Here is a 17583-nt window from a genome sequence, read left to right on the forward strand (position 1 = left end):
CACCTATACCGCGAGCAGCCGCTCGATCTTGCGAACGAGTTGGGGCAAGTCGACCGGCTTGCTGTCGTAATCGTCGCATCCGGCTTCAAGGGCCATCTCCCGGTCGCTTGCCATTGCATGCGCCGTCAGGGCGATGACCGGTATTCCGGATGTCAGCGGATTGGCCTTGATCCGTCGTGTCGCTTCCCAGCCGTCCATCACCGGCAGGCTCATATCCATGAGGATCAGGTCCGGCTTTTCGGATGCGGCAAGTTCGACGCCGGCCTTTCCGTTTTCAGCAATCAGCACGTCGAAGCCCCGGCGAGACAGCCGCCGGGAAAGCATGTCGCGGTTCATTTCATTGTCTTCCACCAGAAGGATTCTCGTCATTTGCGGCTCTCCTCCTGCATATGTTCAGCCGTCCGCGAGGGCTTTGCCGACCGAAGCGCCCGTTCCGATCTGACGTTCGAGGGCGGCGACCAGCTGGGAGCGGCTGTTTGCGCCTTTGTTCACGACAGCGACCGCGCGGTCGCGCAACCATTTCAGCTCGTTTGCGGAGAGGTCCTTCGACGTGACCACCACCACCGGAATGTTCTGCAGCTCCGGAATCCTCTGCATTTCGCTGAGCGTCTGGAACCCATCCATTTCCGGCATCAGAAGGTCGAGCAGGACGAGACGCGGCAGAATCCGCTTCATCATTTCCAGTCCGCGGATGCCGTCGCCCGCTTCGTGTACGGTCCACTTTCTCTTGACCAGAATGCGCCTGAGAAACTCGCGGGAGGCCTGGTCGTCGTCGACGACCAGAACGTCGTGCTTGCCGCTCCCGAATGTCTCGATCGTCCGGACCAGCTTGTCGGTATCGATCGGCTTCGTCAGATATTCGACCGCGCCGAGCGAAAGACCCAGCTCGCGGTCCGCCAGGATCGTCGCCAGGATCACCGGGATCGTGCATAATTCGGGATCGTTCTTCAGAGCGCGCAGGACCGACCAGCCGTCCTGATGCGGCATGATGATATCGAGGATGATCGCGTCTGGCCGATGCTTGCGTGCGGCAGCCAATCCTTCCTGTCCGTTCGATGCCTCGATCGAAGCGAGGCCCGCTTCCGCCAGTGCCTTTGCGATAAGACTGCGGGCAGCCGGCTCGTCGTCGATGATGAGTGCGGTGCGGCCCGACCCGACCTGTGGTACGGGTGCGGCCGACGGTCCGTCGGCCTCTCTCTCGCACTGCGCCGGCACCTCCATGGTGAACATGGAACCCTTGCCGAATTCGCTTTCGACGGTAACGACGCCGCCGATCATGCGGCAGAAGCTGCGCGTGATGCTCAAGCCCAGGCCCGTGCCGCCGTAGTTTCGGGTGGTGGAGGCATCGGCCTGGGTGAAGGCATTGAAAAGCCGTTCCTGCTGCTCCGGTGACATGCCAATGCCGGTGTCGGAGACCTGGAACACAAGCCAGTCGCGGTCCGATCTTTGCTCGCGCCGGACCCTCAAGGTCACCCGCCCGCCATTCGTGAACTTGGCCGCATTGCTGAGCAGGTTGAAAAGGTTCTGGCGCAGCTTGGTCTGGTCGGAATGCATCTCGCCGAGATCGGCTTCGAAGTCATGCGTGAACTCGTTTCCGTTCCTGGCCATCAACGGCGCGACCGTCGCCGCAACGTCACGGAGCAAGTCGGCAACGCTGAAGGTCTCGAGGAAAACCTCCATCTTGTTCGCCTCGATCTTCGACAGGTCGAGAATGTCGTTGATCAGCGAAAGAAGATGGCGCCCCGCGGACGCTATCTTGTCGAGGTCCGGAACGAGCTCCTCATCCTCGTGGTCGCGTGCCTCCTCTATCAGCATCTCGCTGTAGCCGATGATCGCATTGAGGGGCGTGCGCAACTCGTGGCTCATGGAGGCGAGGAACTGGCTCTTGGCCTCGTTTGCCGACTCGGCGTGGCTCTTCGCGCGCTCGAGTTCGACCTGCCGCTGCTTGAGCTCGGTGATGTCGGTGTAGACGGCGACCGTTCCGCCGTCCGGAATCTTGCGTTTGCTGATGCGGACCCACTTGTCGCCGAACCGCTTCTCGTCGACGAGGCCGGCAGGGTCCCGATGCAGCCTTACGCGCTCGTCGACCCACTCCTGCGGCGACTTGCCTTCGAGATCCACCTGGCCCATCTCCAGGTTCTGCTCCACGATTTCGCGGAAGCTCCTGCCGCGGAGCGTGTTCGGCTTGTGGCTCGGGAAGATTTCGCAATATTTGCTGTTGGCGACCAGGATCCTGTCTTCGGAGTCATAGAGGACGAAGCCATCCGAAATCACCTCGAGCGCGGCTGCGATCGTCCGCCGCTGCCGCTCCGCTTCGTCTTCGAGTTTTTTCTTTTCGATGGCGCTTTCCCGGAAGAGCGAAAGCGTCCTTGCCATCGCTCCCAGTTCGTCGCCGCCCTCTTCGGGGATATCGACGTCGTAACGTCCCTCCGTCAGGTCGCCGATGACGCGATTGAGGCGCCGCAGCGGGCCGACGATAGAGCGCAGGACGAGGAGCGTCAGCAGCGAACCGATCAACACCACGCCGCCCACCAGGATGGCCGCGGTCGTGGCTGTCTTCTCGGTTTGCACGACGACCTCGTTGCGGGCAGCTTCCGCCTCGGCCTTTACCTGTTCCACGAGCCTGTTGAGATCCGCATCGACCTTGCCGCTGTGGGTGCGCGCCTTTGCCAGCAAGGCGTTGCCGACGATGCGGTTGTCCTGGGTGTAGCTGTCGGCTGCCTGCAGAGCCGTTTCGACATAGGCGTCGACTTCCGTACGAATTGCCTCCACCGCCTCGGGCGCGTGCTTTGCAAGGCCCGCCAACTGCTCCTGCAACCGTTCGCGGGCCTCGTCGGCGTTGCGCTGGGAGTTCATCAGCAGACTGACGGAGAGATCGGTCAGCCAATATCTGAGATCGCCGAATGCCACATGGGCCGATGCGGCCGATGCCGCCCGATCGAAGAGCTCCCTGGTTTCGGCCATGCGCTCGGCACTGCGATAAAGCGCCTGCGTGAGAAACAGGGATGAAAGGACAAGGCTGATCAGGCCGGCCGCGGTGAGCGCGGCCACGCGGGCAGAGATCGGCAGATCGGTGATCCGGCTGTCGAGCCTTTTCGCGGGCCGGGCGGCCTGTGTCGACCGGAGCTCATGCCCAAGCGCACTCATTTGAACAAGACGATGCTGATGGCACCGCCCAGATCGCCGGCCTTGCCGCCTTCCTTCGGATAGCCGGTGACGTCGATTTCACCCTTCGGCGAACCGTGACAGGAAAGACAGGACTCCGTGTAATATTCCGGCAGCAGCATCCGGAACGCCGGGCGGCCGTTCACCTGCGTCACTTCCGTATAGAGTTCACCCTTCGGCCTCTGCGGATCCGAGAAGACCTCGTTGATGACCCGGGCCTCCCAGGCATCGGGAAGCGACTTGCGGTTGCGCACCAGAACCTCCGGCGCCGTCACGCGGACCAGCGCCTCATTGCCCGCCTTTACGGCAAATTTCTCGTTCATCAGACGCGCGAAAATGGCCGGGACGAAACCCTTGAACCCGATCCCGGGGCGGTTTATGTCGTCCTGCTCTTCATTCACGACTTCCCGCATCGCCTCGACCTGCGCCTGGAGAAGCTTGCGGTCGCGATCGCCGAGATCATCCGAGATCAACGGATGGCCGGTGCGCTCGCCATAAAGGGAGATCGCTTCGGCCGTGAACCGCTCGCCGTCGAGTTTCTTGTCTCCGATTGCCGGGTCATTGATGAGCGACTGGTAATTCGAAAGGACGTTTCGGGCGGCTCGCAATAATTCGGCAAGCCGCGTCCCGGTCGCGACGTCATCGGCCTCCTCGGCAGCAAGCGAAGGTGCGAAGAGCGCGCAACCGCACAATAGCGTGACGATGCAGTTTCGCGCTAGGGCTGCAAGAGCTTCCATTTTCTTACCCCCCAGGAGGAAGCGCAAGCCGAGAGGATACCACAGGAGGGCGCGTGGAAGGAGTCACCAGTAGTCGTCGCTCTCGCGCTTTCGCGCTCAAGCCTTCATCCGACCCACGTGAATCACTGCATATCGATGCGGGCAGCCGCATAAGCGGACAGGTCGAGGCTGTCGCTTTGGTGCGCTTTCGCCTTCGGTTCCTCCGCGCCATTGCGCAACCAGCTCTCGTCGAGAAGCGTGAGGCTAAGCGCGCCGGCCTCGGGAAGCATCACCCGTTGCAGATCGGGTGTAAGATTGGCAAGCAACAAGGTACTCGTTCCATTCAACGCCGCACCAAGGCCGGCAACGCATTCGGGCGCGGATGTTTCGACCGCGATCCGCATGCCGTCCGACAGCTGCGCGAGCCAGGTCAGGACATGAGACAGCGGTCTCGTCCGACCGGCTTCGACGGGCTCCCCGGCGCCGGCGATCAGGCCGAATGGTCCGGTAAGCGTCGAAAGCGTCAATAGCTCCGGCTCCGCATCGGCAACCGTCGCGGCATAGGCAAGCGTCCAGGCAGCGCCGAAGAGTGCGTTATGTCGGGGGTCCCGCGCCGCCATGGCGATCCGCTTGCCGAACGGATTGTCCTTCGTCGCGCTGCCATAGGGGTTCTGGCGCATGGCAATCGTGGAGGGACCTATGCGATAGGGCTTCGCGCCATAGATCGCGCGGACGGACCGGGTTACGTCCCGCAGCGCCTCGAAGGTCTGCATCACACTCGTGTCGTCGGCCGCATGGACGATCGGGCTGGTGCAGTGGGTGACGTAGGAAAGTCCTTCGGCGGGCACCCGCTTACGGTTGAGCTCGGTGAAATAGCTGAACATGCCGCCGCCGAGCGGTACGCCCGGAAATGCCTTCCGAGCGGCCGCATAGATGTCTTCGAGCGGCGGGCATTCTGGCCAGACGCTACCGGGCGGCGTCGACTGCCGGTCGACCGAGGGAGAGACGGCCAGGCTTGCGAGGTCGAGGCCGCTCTGGCGCACAAGCTGCGCGATCTCGCCGAGTTCCGTATCGAGGGGTCGCTTGCATGGAACGAAACATTCGAGTGTCACCGCACAGCCCGACGCGTCGGCCACGCCTCGGAAGTGCCGAAGGTCAGCCAGGCCGTGACCGGCATCCGGGTCGAAATGGCAGACGAGGTGCCGTGCGCCGACCTGCTTCACAAGCCCCGCATTGTCCAGCTCTTCGGCTACAGCGTCGGGCCGCAGACCGATGCCGATCTCGGGCAATCTTCCCGCATCGCGCCTGAGCGAAAGGCGAATGTTGCCATACCTGCGCTCTTCCTGCTCGACGGTGTCCTCAGCCGCGAGAATCGAAAGCGTCACGCCCTGGTGCACCGTCTCTCCCGCCTTCAGCAGATAGGGCCAGGGCAGTTCCAGCGGGCGCACGTAGGTCTTGTAGGAGCCGTCGGTCCAGTTTCGCTGGTCCTCCATCTCGAACACGTCGCCGGCGAAGCGGCACTCGGCCTTGATGACGGGCGAAACTTCGTGGGTAATCGCCGCGATGTCCACGAACGGCTGCCAGGGCTCGATGAGGTCCGGGAAGACCGACCGTTCGACCCGGCCGTCTCCATGCTCCACCTCGACCGGCCGACCGGCCAGACCGACGATCGGATGCAGGACGGCGAAGCCGGCGCGCGCCGTTTCGAAATCACGATCCGGCGTGAAGCGCGCGCCGAAGACGAGGCGGTCGGGCTTCAGGTCGATCGTCGCGCTGCAAGCGAGAAGAGCCCCGTCCGGCGACCGGAACCTGGCGGAGTACCGAACGACTGTCCCGGCCCGGCCCTCCTCAAATGTGAGGTCGCCGATTTCCGCCTCGCAGGTACCCCAATCCCGGTCTCGGACGAGAAAGGAGATGGCCCTGAGTACCTCCTTGCCGGCAAAGCGGATCGTGCGCAGATTGCCGCTAACGAAATCGGCGCTCAAGCGGCCCGCCTCGATCCTGCGCGCCTCCGGCTCCTTCTCGTCGGTGCCGAAGAGGAGAAAGGCACGGGAGACCGTCATCCGAGAACCTCCGCGAGTGATACGGTCCGCCCTTCCGCCGCGCTCAGATAGGAGGCCTCGACCAGGGCGAAGGTCTCGAGATTGTCGCGGCCGGACGTATCCGGCTCGCGTCCTTCCCGCAAGGCTTCGATCCAATGCTGCTGGATCAGCGCGACGCTCTCCTGAATGTTGTGCCAGGGTGGCGACGCCCAGGAAAGGACGGGCGGTTCCACATTCGTCAGCTTCGTAGCCCCCTTCGCGTGAACGGCAAGGTGATAGCCCTGCGTTAGCCGCAAGGTGCCCTTGCTCCCGTCCACCTCCACGAGGGTCTCGGGAAAGGGCTCGATCGGCAGCCTGGTCGCGTAGCTGCAGTCGACGATCGATGTGATCCCCCCGTCATGGTCCAGGAGCATCGTCGCGACGTCCTCGCCGGCAATCGCCGGATTGACTCGGCACGTGCGCGCGGTCACCGCCGTCGCATCTCCGAAGATGTAGCGCGCGACGTCGAGCGCATGAATGCCGAGATCCTCGATGATGAAGCGCTTGCCCGTGGCGAGATAGGGCTGGCCGGAGAAGACGTCGTAACCCGATCGGAAGCTTATCCGCCCCCAGAACACCTCGCCGATCGCGCCGCTGTCGATCGCCGCCTTTACCGCCCGTATCGCCGACTGCCAGCGGAAATTCTCGTGAACCATGAACGCCACGCCTGATTTCGCGCAAGCCGAGACCATTGCCTTGGCGTCCTCCATGGTGGGCGCGATCGGCTTTTGACAGATCGTCGCGACCCCGTGTCGTGCGGCCATTTCCACCAGCGCCCGGTGACTTCCCACGGTCGTCGCGATGTCGACGAAATCGAAGCCGCCATCGGCAAAAAGGTCCTCGGCGGAGGTGTAGCGCCGCTGAATGTCAAACGCGTCGCCGACCGCCTTCAGCCTCTCGGGGTCGCGATCGCAGATCGCAACGATGCGTGCCCCTTCGGCGTCACGCCAGCCGTGCATCTGGTTGACTGCGAAGAACCCGCAGCCGATCAGCGCGCCTTTGAGGTCTGTCATGCCCCGTCACCCCTTTTTCGCAAGCTGCATCAGCGTGACCTGTTGCTGCAGCCGGCGTTGCGCCTGATCCACCACGACGGCGACGATGATCACGATCCCCTTGATGACCATCTGCCAGAAGGACGAGATGCCCATCATCACGAGACCGTCGGAAAGAATGCCGATAACGAAGGCGCCGATGATGGTGCCGCCAATCGTCCCGCGGCCGCCGGACATCGACGTGCCTCCGAGAACCGCTGCGGCAATGGCATTGAGCTCGAAGGAATTGCCCGTCGCCGGGTGTGAGGCCATGAGTTCCGACGATATGACCAGTCCGACGATCGCCGCGCAGAAGCCGGAGAACATATAGACGAACATCTTCACCCGGTCGACCCGGATGCCGGACATGCGGGCGGCACGCTCGTTGCCGCCGACGGCGAAGATATGCCGGCCGATCGGCGTGTACCTGGCCACGTACGCGGCCGCGAGCGCCACGACGATGAGGATCCAGATCGAAACCGGCAGACCGAGAAGCCGGCCGGAGCCGAGGAAGGCAAAGCCCGTCGTCGCGAGTTCCGGCTTGCCGACGAGGTTGGGGAATGTCTGGCCGCCCGATGAAAGCAGGGCAAAGCCACGCGCGACATAAAGCGTGCCGAGCGTGGCGATGAAGGGTGCCACGTTGAGCTTGGTGATCAGGAGCCCGTTGACCGCGCCGATGACGATCCCGACGGCGAGCGTGATGAGGCAGACCTCGACGACGTTGAAATAGACCGTGTAGCCGAACTGCAGATCGATGCCGTTGAGGATGAGCCCGCCGGCCACCATGCCGCAGAGCCCGACGATCGAACCGACGGAAAGATCGATGCCGCCGGTGATGATGACGAAGGTCATGCCCATGGCCAGGAAGGCGTTGAGCGCCACATGCTTCGACATCAGGATCAGATTGGCGGTCGAAAGAAAGTTCGGCGCGAAGATCGAAAAGAAGGCGATAACCGCGAAGAGGGCGATGAACGTCCTGAGCTTCATCAATGTGAGCAGCACCGAGCCGCTCGTCGCGTCGGTTGCGTTGGTGGTCGTCGTTGCCGTCGTCATCAGGCGTGTTCCCTTGTCGTTTTATGACCCTCGGCCGAGGCCTTCACGATCATCTCTTCCGTCGCGTCCGCGCGGTCGATGACCGTGACCAGCCGTCCGTTGCTCATGACGGCGATGCGGTCGGAGAGCGCCAGGACCTCTTCGAGGTCGGAGGTGGAAAAGAGGATGGCGAGCCCTTCGCCGGCAAGCCGGCGCATGGTACGGAAGACGTCCGCTTTGGCGCCGACATCTATGCCGCGGCTGGGTTCGTCCATCAGCAGCACCTTCGGTTTGGTCATCAGGGCCTTGCCGATGACGACCTTCTGCTGGTTGCCGCCGGACATCGAAGTCACCTCGAAGTCCGGGTTGGGTGCCTTGATGGAAAGATCGCGGATGGCCGCAGCGATCGAGGCCTGCTCCCGCGCGCCGACGATATGGAAGCCGAAGCGCACGAAGCGGTCGAGGCTCGCAAGCGTCAGATTGCTGGCGATGGAAAGCGCCTGGACGAGACCCTCGCGCTGGCGATCTTCCGGAATGAGCGCCAATCCTGCGCTGATCCTGCCCGACGTGTCGCTGGCGTCGACCTCCGTCCCGCCGACGAAGATCCGCCCCGAGGAATGCGGGTGCTGACCCATGACGCATTCGAAAAATTCGCTGCGGCCGGCCCCCATCAGCCCGTAGATACCCAACACCTCGCCCGCACGGACCGAGATCGAGACATGGTCGACCGCGAGCCCGCCGGTCCGGCGCGGCAGGCAGATCTCCTCGGCGCGGAACGCCTCCTCCCCGAGGCGGTGGTCGATCGATTTGGCGAAGTCCTTCGCGTCCGAGCCGATCATCGACCGGACGATCCATCTGGTATCGATGTCCTTGACCATGGCGTGGCCGGTGATCTGTCCATCCCTGAGCACGGTGATGTAGTCGCCGATCCGCATCAGCTCTTCGAGCCGGTGAGAAATGTAGACGATCGCCACCCCTTGCGCCTTCAGCTCGCGGATGACCTTGAAAAGGACATCAACCTCCGCCGCCGAAAGGGCCGACGTCGGCTCGTCGAGAATAAGGATGCGGGTATCGAGCGAGATCGCCTTGGCGATCTCCACTAGCTGCTGCTGCCCGATCGGCAGGTCTTCGACGAGCGTCTCGGCATCGATCCCGGCATCGAGCCTGTCGAGGAACCCGGTGGCCCTCTCGACCTGTGCGCGATGATCGATGCCGCGAATGCCCCGGGTCAGCTCACGGGTCGCGAAGATGTTCTCGGCAACCGAGAGGTTGCCGAACAGGTTGAGTTCCTGGAAGACCATGCCGATGCCATGGCGCTGCGCGTCGGCTGGCGAATGGAATTCCACCTCCTGGCCGTCGAGCAGGATGCGGCCGAGCGAGGGCTTCTCGACGCCGGCGATGATCCGCATCAGGGTCGACTTGCCGGCACCGTTTTCGCCGACGAGCACGTTCACGGCGCCGCGCCGGAGCGAAAGGTTCGCATGGCGCACCGCAACGATGCCCGAATAGACCTTCGTCACGTCTTCGAGGCGCAGGACGCAATTGTCGTCGTCAGCTGGGTGCATGATCATCCGCCCACCGTCAGCTGAGCCGGAACGAATAGCGGCAATTGGCCCTTGGCGGGCAGCGGATAGGCGCCGACAGCGTCGAGCTTCTTGCCGACAAGTTCGTCGCGGGACAGCTTTTCCAGCACCAGTCCGTTGACGTGCGTGTTGAAGGCCTTGCCGAACTGCGCCCACTCGATCTGGTTCTTGAATTCGTTGAAGTTGACGAAGTCGAGGCTGTCGCGGATCGCCGTGCCGCGGATCGCCGGGCCGATCTGCACGCGCGCGTCCGCCTTGCCGTCTCCGTTCGCATCGACTTCCACATAGGCCGAACGCGACTTCGTTTCGGCCTTGACGATGGTGCCGGAGAGACGCGCCGCAAAAGTCCAGGGGGCACTTCCCTGCTTTTCCTTGTGGCCGTATTTGGCACCCGCCGCCTGCGGATCGCTCTCGGCAAGAGCTGTCACTTCGACGAACGGACCGGCCTTTCTGTCGAGATAGGGAAGCACTTTGGCGTCCCAGATCTCGGCGACCATGCGATTGGGATTGAAGCCGCCGGAGGCAGCCTCGGCGGCCTCTTCGGCAGTCGGCGTCTTGATGATCTTGCAGCCCGAGAGTGCCATCACGCCCGCAACCACAAGTGCGGCTGCGACCTTAAACTTCGGCATCGAAATTCACTCCATGACAGGACAGGCGCGCAGCGTATCGGCCGCGTGCCCAGCGCATCGCCCCGAAAAGCGAAGCCGGTTTTCGGTAAGCACGGTGCGCAGCTTCGAAGGCTTAGCGGATGCGGACGGTTTTCGCCCGCTCCCGCTCAAACTCCCTGGAGCCGATCAATCCGCCAGCGCGAAGGTCTCGAGCTGGTCGGCGTTTTCGCTATTGATCAGCACGCAGTCCATGAGCTGTTTTTCTTCCGCCGGCGCCTTGCCGGTGGTGATGTATTCGTGAGCCTGCTGCACCGCCATCTGCGCCTGGGCGTAGGCCGGCTGCAGGACGGTGGCCTTGATGCCGCCGGACTTGATCGAGTCGCGAACGTCGTTGGAGCCGTCGAAGCCGACGACGATCACGTCCTTGCGGCCGGCCGCCTGCAACGCGGCGATCGCGCCCATGGCCATCGTGTCGTTGCCGGAGATAACCCCCTTGATGTCGGGATTGGCCTGAAGGATCGTCTCCATCTTGCTGTAGCCCTCGGTCTGGCTCCAGTTCGCCGACTGCTGCGCCACCATCTTCATCTCCGGATATTCGTCGATGACGTCGTGGTAGCCCTTCGAACGGATGCCGGCATTGAGATCGGCTTCGCGGCCGAGCAACTCAACATAATTGCCGGACTCGCCCATCAGCTTCACGAATTCCTCGGCACCGAGTTGCGCGCCCTGATAGTTGTTGGAGACGATCTGCGAGACGGCGACCCCCGTCGCATTGATCTCACGATCGATCAGGAAGGACGGCACGCCCGCATCCTTCGCCTTCTGGACGGCCGCGATGGACGCTTCAGAGCCGGCATTGTCGAGAATGATCGCCTTGGCGCCGCGGCCGATCGCGGTGTCGATCAGCTGTGATTGCTTGTTCGCATCGTCGTCATGCACGAGGACCAGCGTTTCGTAGCCGAGTTCCTTCGCCTTGGCCTCGGCACCCACTGCTTCGGCCTTGAAGAAGGGGTTGTCGTGCGACGGCGTGATGATGGCGATGAGGTCGGCCGCATAGGCCGGAATGGCGGAGCTCGCCGCCAATACCGCCGCGAAAGCGGCGATGGTCATTCTGCGTGTCAGTTTCATCTGCTTTTCCTCCCAGGTTGAAAAAACGTCGGAGCTGTCCTCACAGGCTCCGGTATTCCGTTCGCGCGATCAGGTGATGCGGCGGATGCTGTCGGCGATCTCCTGCGGCTCGAAGACGCGTTTCCAGTCCTCGCGCATGAGCATCGGCTTGCCGAATTCGATGGCCTTGTTGCAGGCGTCGGAGAAAACGCCGGGCGTCTCTTCGAAGATCACGGCGCCGAGCACGTTCATGTGGCCGAGCAGGAAGTCGCGCGCGGCCTCTTTCGGGACGCCACGCTTGACGCACTCCTCCATCGCCTCGCGCATCACGACCAGCAGCGAGGCGCAGACCGTTTCGGAGAGGCCCGGCTCCAGCAGCGCAATCTGTTCGACCGTCACCCGGTGCGAGCGCATTACCGGCGCCCAGATGACCTTTGCGATCTCCTCGCCGAGCGCATAGGCCTCTTCCGGCCCCTGCATCAGCGCGGAGACGATGTGCTGCTTGGCGGCGACTCCGCCGAAGAAGTCGCGCTTGGCCGCCGGGTCCGTCTCGTCGTTGAAGATCGGCGGGTGGCAGGGATGAGTAACAAAATAGGTAAGATCGCCGCGCTCCGGCAGATGACCGGCATAGGGTGCCGCCGCATCGAGGACGATGACCATCGTGCCGGGCTTCAGCCTATCCACAATCGCGGAAGCAACCTTGCCGATCGCCGTATCCGGCACCGCCAGAATGACCACCTCGGCACCGTCCAGCGCCTCATCGGCAGCGACGGCCTGAAGCCCGAGCTCGTCGGCCAGCCGCGCCTTGCCCGCCTCGCTCACTTCGACATGGCGCACGTCGAAACGCGAGCCTTTGAGGTTTTTGGCCAGGCGGCAGCCCATCTTCCCGCCGGCGCCGAACAGGGCGATCGATGTCATTCGCAACTCCTCAGCTATATCGACGATCCGAATAGCCGAACTGGTATAATGAGTCAATGAGCATATCACTCCCGCGTCAGCAAAAGGAGTCGGCGGTTGACAGGTAACGATTTTCGGATTAGGAATAACGAAATTCGAAATTCGTCACTCATCAGCAGGAGACAGGATGAGCGATCTCGCAGACAACGCCGCCGACGCAGCCCGCCAGGAAAACGTGACGCGTATTCTTGAAGCGGCGGAGCGGCTGTTCCGCCATTACGGCTATGCCAAGACAAACGTCGCCGATATCGCGCGCGAGCTCGATATGTCACCGGCCAACATCTACCGCTTCTTCGCGTCGAAGACGGAAATCCATCAGGCGCTTTGCTCACGCATGCTCGGAGCAAGCTACCAGCAGGCGCTGGAAATCGCGCGTCTGCCGCTCAGCGCTTCCGAGCGGCTGAGGCGCTACGGGCTGGGGCAGCACAAGCTCACGGTCGAGACAATGCTCGACGAACAGAAAGTCCATGAAATGGTCGTCGTGGCGATCGAGCGCGACTGGCACGTGATCGAGAAACATATCGGCCGTCTGGACGAGCTCCTCGCAGCTATTATCCGCGAGGGGATCGAAGCCGGAGAGTTCGCCGAACAGGACCCAGCTATCGCCGCCAGATGCTTCGGCGCCAGTCTCGTCACCCTTTGCCATCCGCAGATCGTCGCCCAGTGTCTCGCCAAGGAAAACCGCGCGACACCCGAGGAGCTCATCGAGTTCGCGATCCGGGCGCTGAAAAAATAAGCTTGCCGCTCCAACATGTGAGCGGTTTCGGGGCGAAGCCATGCACAAAAACGCCGCGCCGCCGCAGAGCGGCCAAGGAGAGTAAGAGCGATGTTTTCAGGAAGCGCCCTCAACCGACCGTTCGCCGCCCGTCTCCTCACCGTGATTCTGCTCGCTGCCGTTCTCTCCGGCTGCTCGGAGGAGAAAGTCGAGACGAAGGAGACCATACGCCCGGTCAAGGTCGTGGAGATTGCTCCGGCCGGCGAGCCGCGGGAGCTTCACTATTCCGGCTCGGTCAGAGCGCGCACGGAGATGAACCTCGGTTTCCGCGTCGGCGGCAAGATCACCGAACGGCTCGTCAATATCGGCGACCGGGTCAAGCCGGGTGACATTCTCGCCCGTATCGACGCCACCGACTATCAGCTTGCGGTCACGAGCGCAGAGGCAGACCTGCTTGCCGCCGAAAAGCAGGTCCGGACGACAGCGCTTGCGAAACTCCGGGCCGAACAGCTCTTCAGCAAATCGTTTTCCTCCCAGGCTCAACTCGATCAGGCGACCCTTGTTTACGATCAGGCGGTCTCGACGCGAGACGCCGCGGCTTCGTCGCTGAGCCAGGCGAAGAACCAGGTAAACTATACGGACCTCAAGGCAGACCAGAACGGCATCGTCACGATCGTAAACGCCGATATCGGCCAGGTCGTCGGCACCGGAACGCCCGTCGTGACCGTCGCGGTCGACGGCGAGAAGGAAGTCGAAATCGCAGTGCCGGAAACGGACATTGCCGAATTCAAGCCAGGCAAACCGGTCGGGGTGCGCTTCTGGTCGGACGACATGCTTGTGCTCGACGGACATGTGCGCGAAGTCTCCGGCAGTGCCGATCCGCGCTCGCGCACCTTTTCCGTACGCGTCAGCCTGCCGAACGACAAGCGCGTGCTTCTCGGCATGACGGCGACGGTCGAGGCGGCTGCGGAAAGCTCGGCGCCGTTCGTTTCCATCCCCCTGAGCGCGCTGTCGAAGAAGGACGGCCAGAATATCGTCTGGATCGTTGACCGTGACTTCTCGACCGTCCATGCGCGCCCGATCAAGCTCGCCGATTTCGCCGATAACGGCGTGCGGGTCGCCGAAGGCCTCGGCGCCGGCGACCTCGTCGTTGCCGCAGGCACACAGTTCATGGCCGAGGATCTGAAGGTGAGACTTCAGGCGGGCGAACAGCAATCGGCCGAGCAGCAGTCCGCCCGGGCCGAAACGCCCGAAATTCTCCGTTAGAGCTCGCAGCAAAGAAGCGCTCTGACACTTTGAAACTATGCACTTAACACGGAAAACCGGTTCCCATTTTTCCTGGAAGTGCTTCAACCTCCACCAGTAGAACGGGACGACGGCCATGCACGCCTCCACCGAGGACAAGAAACCGTTCAATCTTTCGCGCTGGGCGATCGGGCATCCGAGCATCGCGCGCTTCCTACTGGCGCTGATCATCATCACCGGCGGGCTTGGGCTCCTGCGCATGGGGCAACGCGAGGATCCGGAATTCACGTTCCGCGTCATGGTGGTGCAAGCCGTATGGCCGGGAGCTTCCATCCAGGAAATGGAAGACCAGGTCGTCAACAAGATCGAGCGCAAGCTGCAGGAAACGCCGCATCTCGATTTCGTCCGTTCCTATACGCGCGCCGGCAGCGCCATCATCACGGTCCAGATCGAGGGCGACACCGACGCAGACGAGGTCGCCGACGCCTTCTACCAGGTGCGCAAGAAGGTGGGCGACATCGGCAACGAGCTGCCCGAGGGCGTGCTCGGCCCCTATTTCAACGATGAGTTCGGCGACACCTTTATCACCCTGCATTCGATCAGCGGCGACGGCTTCAGCTACCCCGAACTGAAGCGCTTCGCGATCGAAGGGCGCGACATGCTGCTGACGACACCAGGCGTCGAGAAGGTCGTGATCCTCGGAGACCAGCCCGAGAAAATCTATATAGACCTCTCCTCCAAGGTTCTCGCAGAGCGCGGCCTGACGTTCAACGACCTGCGCAATGCGATCGCCGGTCAGAACAATGTCGATCATGCCGGCTCTGTCGACACCGGTACGCGCTCGGTGCGCATCTCCGTCGAAGGAGACGTCACCAAGGTCGAGGACATCCGTGAACTGCGGCTGAGGGCGGGAAACCGGACCATCCGGCTCGGCGACATCGCGACCGTGACCTCCGGGCTGGAAGATCCCTATGCACGGAAATTCCGATTCAACGGCCACGACAGCGTCCAGATCGGCGTCGTCATGGCAAAGGGCTTCAACGTCACGGACGTAGGCAAGGCAGTGGAAGCGACCTACCATCGCTTTGAGTCCGCCCTGCCCTACGGCGTGTCGGTCGATCAAGTCTCCAATCAGCCGGAAGTCGTCACCGAAGCGATAACCGAGTTCAGCCACGCGCTCATCGAAGCGCTGATCATCGTCCTCATCGTCTCCTTCCTGTCGATCGGCTGGCGCTCCGGTCTCGTGATCGCGATTGCCATTCCGCTCGTACTCGCGGCCACCTTTGCGATCATGTACGAGTTGGGCATCGACCTCCAGCGCATCTCGCTCGGGGCGCTGATCATCGCTCTCGGCCTGCTTGTCGACGACGCGATGATCGTGGTCGAGATGATGGAGCGAAAGCTCGAAGAGGGGCTGGAAAAGATCGACGCGGCAAGCTTCGCCTATTCCTCGACCGCTTTTCCCATGCTGACCGGCACTCTGATCACCACCGCCGGCTTTATCCCCGTCGGCTTCGCGGAATCGACCGCCGGCGAATATGTCCGCTCGCTCTTCTACGTCGTCGGCATCGCCCTGGTGGTCTCCTGGTTCGTGGCTGTCTATTTCACGCCCTGGCTCGGCTACATGATCCTGAAGCAGCGCCACCACGCCGGCACCCATCACGACGTCTTCGATACGCGCTTCTATCGCCGCCTGAGGGCGACCGTCGGCTGGGCAGTGCGCCATCGCGTCGTCGTGCTCCTGACGACGCTTGCCATCTTCGTGACGAGCCTCTGGGCATTTCAGTTCATTCCGAAGAATTTCTTCCCGCAGTCCTCGCGCCCGGAAATTCTGGTCGATCTCTGGCTGCCGGAGGGAACGAGCATCAAGGAGGTCGAAAAGCAGGCGAAGGCGCTCGAGGAGCGGATGATGGACGATGAGGACAAGCGCTTCATCGCCACCTATATCGGCGAAGGCGCGCCCCGCTTCTTCCTGCCGCTCGACCAGCAGCTTCGCAATCCGAACTTCGCGCAGCTCCTCGTCATGGCAAAGGACGAGGCGGCCCGCGAGCGGCTGATCGTCAAGCTGCGCACGATACTGGCCGAGGATTTCCCCTCCATCCGCACCAAGGTCGACCGGTTGTTCCTGGGACCGCCGACCGGATGGCCCGTGCAGATGCGGGTGATGGGCCCCGACCGCGAGGAAGTCCGTCGCATCGCCGACCAGGTGAAGGCGAAATTTCAGGAAAACCCGCTGCTCGGCGCCATTCATGACGACTGGCTCGAACCTGTGCCGGCGATGAAGCTGGTGATCGACCAGGACCGCGCCCGCGCCCTCGGCATCACGTCGCAGCGCATCCGCCAGATGTTGCAGGCGGCAATGTCCGGCGTCCCGCTCGACAGCTTCCGCGACGGCGAGGAAACGGTCTCCATCGTGGCGCGGGAACCCGGCGGCAATCGCCACCTGCTCTCTGCCGTCCAGTCGGTCTATGTGCCCACCGATTTCGGCGGCTTCGTCCCGGTCTCGCAGATCGCCAAGGTCGTTCCCGTCATGGAACAGGGTATCGAGTGGCGGCGCGACCGGCTGCCCACGATCACCGTGCGCGGAACGCTGCCTGACGGCGTGCAGCCGAACGACGTGGCGATGCAGCTCTTCGACGAGCTCAAGGGACTGAGGGAGGGTCTTGCGCCCGGCTACAAGGTGGAGATCCAGGGCGGCGCCGAAGACAGCGCCGAGAGCCAGGCCTCGATCGCCGCCAAGGCGCCGATCATGCTGGTGGTGATCGTCATCCTCCTGATGGTGCAGCTCCAGCATTTCGGCAAGGCGATGCTGGTGCTCGCAACCGGTCCGCTCGGGATCATCGGTGCGGCGGCGGCCCTGCTCATCAGCGGAGCACCCTTCGGCTTCGTCGCCATCCTGGGGGTCATCGCGCTGCTCGGCATCATCATCCGCAACTCGATCATTCTGGTGGACCAGATCGACCAGGACATCGCGGCCGGGATGGAACGTTCCGAGGCGATCATCGGCGCTGCGGTGCGCCGCTTCCGACCGATCATGCTGACGGCGCTCACCGCGGTGCTGGCATTGATCCCGATCTCCCGCGGCGTCTTCTGGGGACCGCTCGCCTATGCGATGATGGGCGGGATACTGGTTGCCACCGTTCTGACGATCCTGGTTCTGCCGGCCGGTTATGCGCTCTTCTTCGGCAAGGAGCCGAAATCGCGCAAAACGGACCCAGAGCCTGCCGACGCGCAGGACGATTCGGACGAACAGGAGCGCTACCCGGCGCCGCTTGCGGCAGAGTAAGTGGAGATCGGCCACTCTTGCCCAATTCTGTCGAATTCGGAATAATGTGATAATCTC

The 17583-nt window shown here is 62.9% G+C and carries 13 protein-coding genes; 3 read left to right on the forward strand and 10 right to left on the reverse strand.

Translation table 11 applies throughout. The features are described from left to right. Positions 1-3: 3 nt before the first annotated feature. The 10 genes from ACFHWW_RS31615 to ACFHWW_RS31660 all read right to left on the reverse strand — a co-directional run bounded on the left by ACFHWW_RS31615 (position 4) and on the right by ACFHWW_RS31660 (position 12241). Complete coding sequence (locus tag ACFHWW_RS31615) at positions 4-369, reverse strand: response regulator (RefSeq protein ID WP_100672407.1); 366 nt, start codon at positions 367-369, stop codon at positions 4-6. A gap of 24 nt (positions 370-393) precedes the next feature. Next, positions 394-3147 carry a response regulator gene (locus tag ACFHWW_RS31620; protein ID WP_275600078.1) on the reverse strand — a complete coding sequence of 918 codons (2754 nt, stop codon included), beginning with the start codon at positions 3145-3147 and terminating at the stop codon, positions 394-396. Beyond that, positions 3144-3902, reverse strand: a complete 759-nt coding sequence (locus ACFHWW_RS31625; RefSeq protein ID WP_379943199.1) for a DUF3365 domain-containing protein — start codon at positions 3900-3902, stop codon at positions 3144-3146. Before ACFHWW_RS31625 ends, ACFHWW_RS31620 begins: the two co-directional genes overlap by 4 nt. A gap of 122 nt (positions 3903-4024) precedes the next feature. Then, the gene (locus tag ACFHWW_RS31630) at positions 4025-5944 is read right to left on the reverse strand and encodes a hypothetical protein (RefSeq protein WP_379943201.1); all 1920 of its coding nucleotides are present in this window, start codon (positions 5942-5944) and stop codon (positions 4025-4027) included. After that, positions 5941-6975 carry a Gfo/Idh/MocA family oxidoreductase gene (locus ACFHWW_RS31635; protein WP_338283173.1) on the reverse strand — a complete coding sequence of 345 codons (1035 nt, stop codon included), beginning with the start codon at positions 6973-6975 and terminating at the stop codon, positions 5941-5943. Before ACFHWW_RS31635 ends, ACFHWW_RS31630 begins: the two co-directional genes overlap by 4 nt. 6 nt (positions 6976-6981) lie before the next feature. Continuing rightward, complete coding sequence (locus tag ACFHWW_RS31640; protein ID WP_100672412.1) at positions 6982-8046, reverse strand: ABC transporter permease; 1065 nt, start codon at positions 8044-8046, stop codon at positions 6982-6984. Continuing rightward, positions 8046-9596, reverse strand: a complete 1551-nt coding sequence (locus tag ACFHWW_RS31645; RefSeq protein ID WP_379943204.1) for a sugar ABC transporter ATP-binding protein — start codon at positions 9594-9596, stop codon at positions 8046-8048. Before ACFHWW_RS31645 ends, ACFHWW_RS31640 begins: the two co-directional genes overlap by 1 nt. Continuing rightward, entirely contained in the window at positions 9593-10237 is a 645-nt protein-coding gene (locus ACFHWW_RS31650; protein ID WP_379943206.1) for a DUF2291 family protein, read from the reverse strand. The genes ACFHWW_RS31645 and ACFHWW_RS31650 overlap by 4 nt, the downstream gene beginning before the upstream one ends. A gap of 165 nt (positions 10238-10402) precedes the next feature. Continuing rightward, positions 10403-11344, reverse strand: a complete 942-nt coding sequence (locus ACFHWW_RS31655) for a D-ribose ABC transporter substrate-binding protein (protein WP_014527519.1) — start codon at positions 11342-11344, stop codon at positions 10403-10405. Between the two features lie 69 nt (positions 11345-11413). Beyond that, positions 11414-12241 (reverse strand): phosphogluconate dehydrogenase C-terminal domain-containing protein, encoded by an 828-nt coding sequence (locus ACFHWW_RS31660; protein WP_324764204.1) that lies wholly within the window; start codon positions 12239-12241, stop codon positions 11414-11416. 166 nt (positions 12242-12407) lie between these two features. On the opposite strand from ACFHWW_RS31660, the gene ACFHWW_RS31665 reads away from it, so the two are divergent. The 3 genes from ACFHWW_RS31665 to ACFHWW_RS31675 all read left to right on the forward strand — a co-directional run bounded on the left by ACFHWW_RS31665 (position 12408) and on the right by ACFHWW_RS31675 (position 17526). After that, positions 12408-13016 carry a TetR family transcriptional regulator gene (locus ACFHWW_RS31665; RefSeq protein ID WP_102764061.1) on the forward strand — a complete coding sequence of 203 codons (609 nt, stop codon included), beginning with the start codon at positions 12408-12410 and terminating at the stop codon, positions 13014-13016. A 90-nt stretch (positions 13017-13106) separates the two neighbouring features. Continuing rightward, a complete protein-coding gene (locus ACFHWW_RS31670; protein ID WP_379943209.1) occupies positions 13107-14261 on the forward strand; it encodes an efflux RND transporter periplasmic adaptor subunit in 1155 nt (384 codons plus the stop codon). Between the two features lie 115 nt (positions 14262-14376). Beyond that, positions 14377-17526 carry an efflux RND transporter permease subunit gene (locus ACFHWW_RS31675; protein ID WP_379943211.1) on the forward strand — a complete coding sequence of 1050 codons (3150 nt, stop codon included), beginning with the start codon at positions 14377-14379 and terminating at the stop codon, positions 17524-17526. Positions 17527-17583: the final 57 nt, after the last annotated feature.

It is taken from the genome of Sinorhizobium sp. P24N7, assembly GCF_042436655.1.
In the GTDB taxonomy this organism is placed as follows: domain Bacteria; phylum Pseudomonadota; class Alphaproteobacteria; order Rhizobiales; family Rhizobiaceae; genus Sinorhizobium; species Sinorhizobium meliloti_A.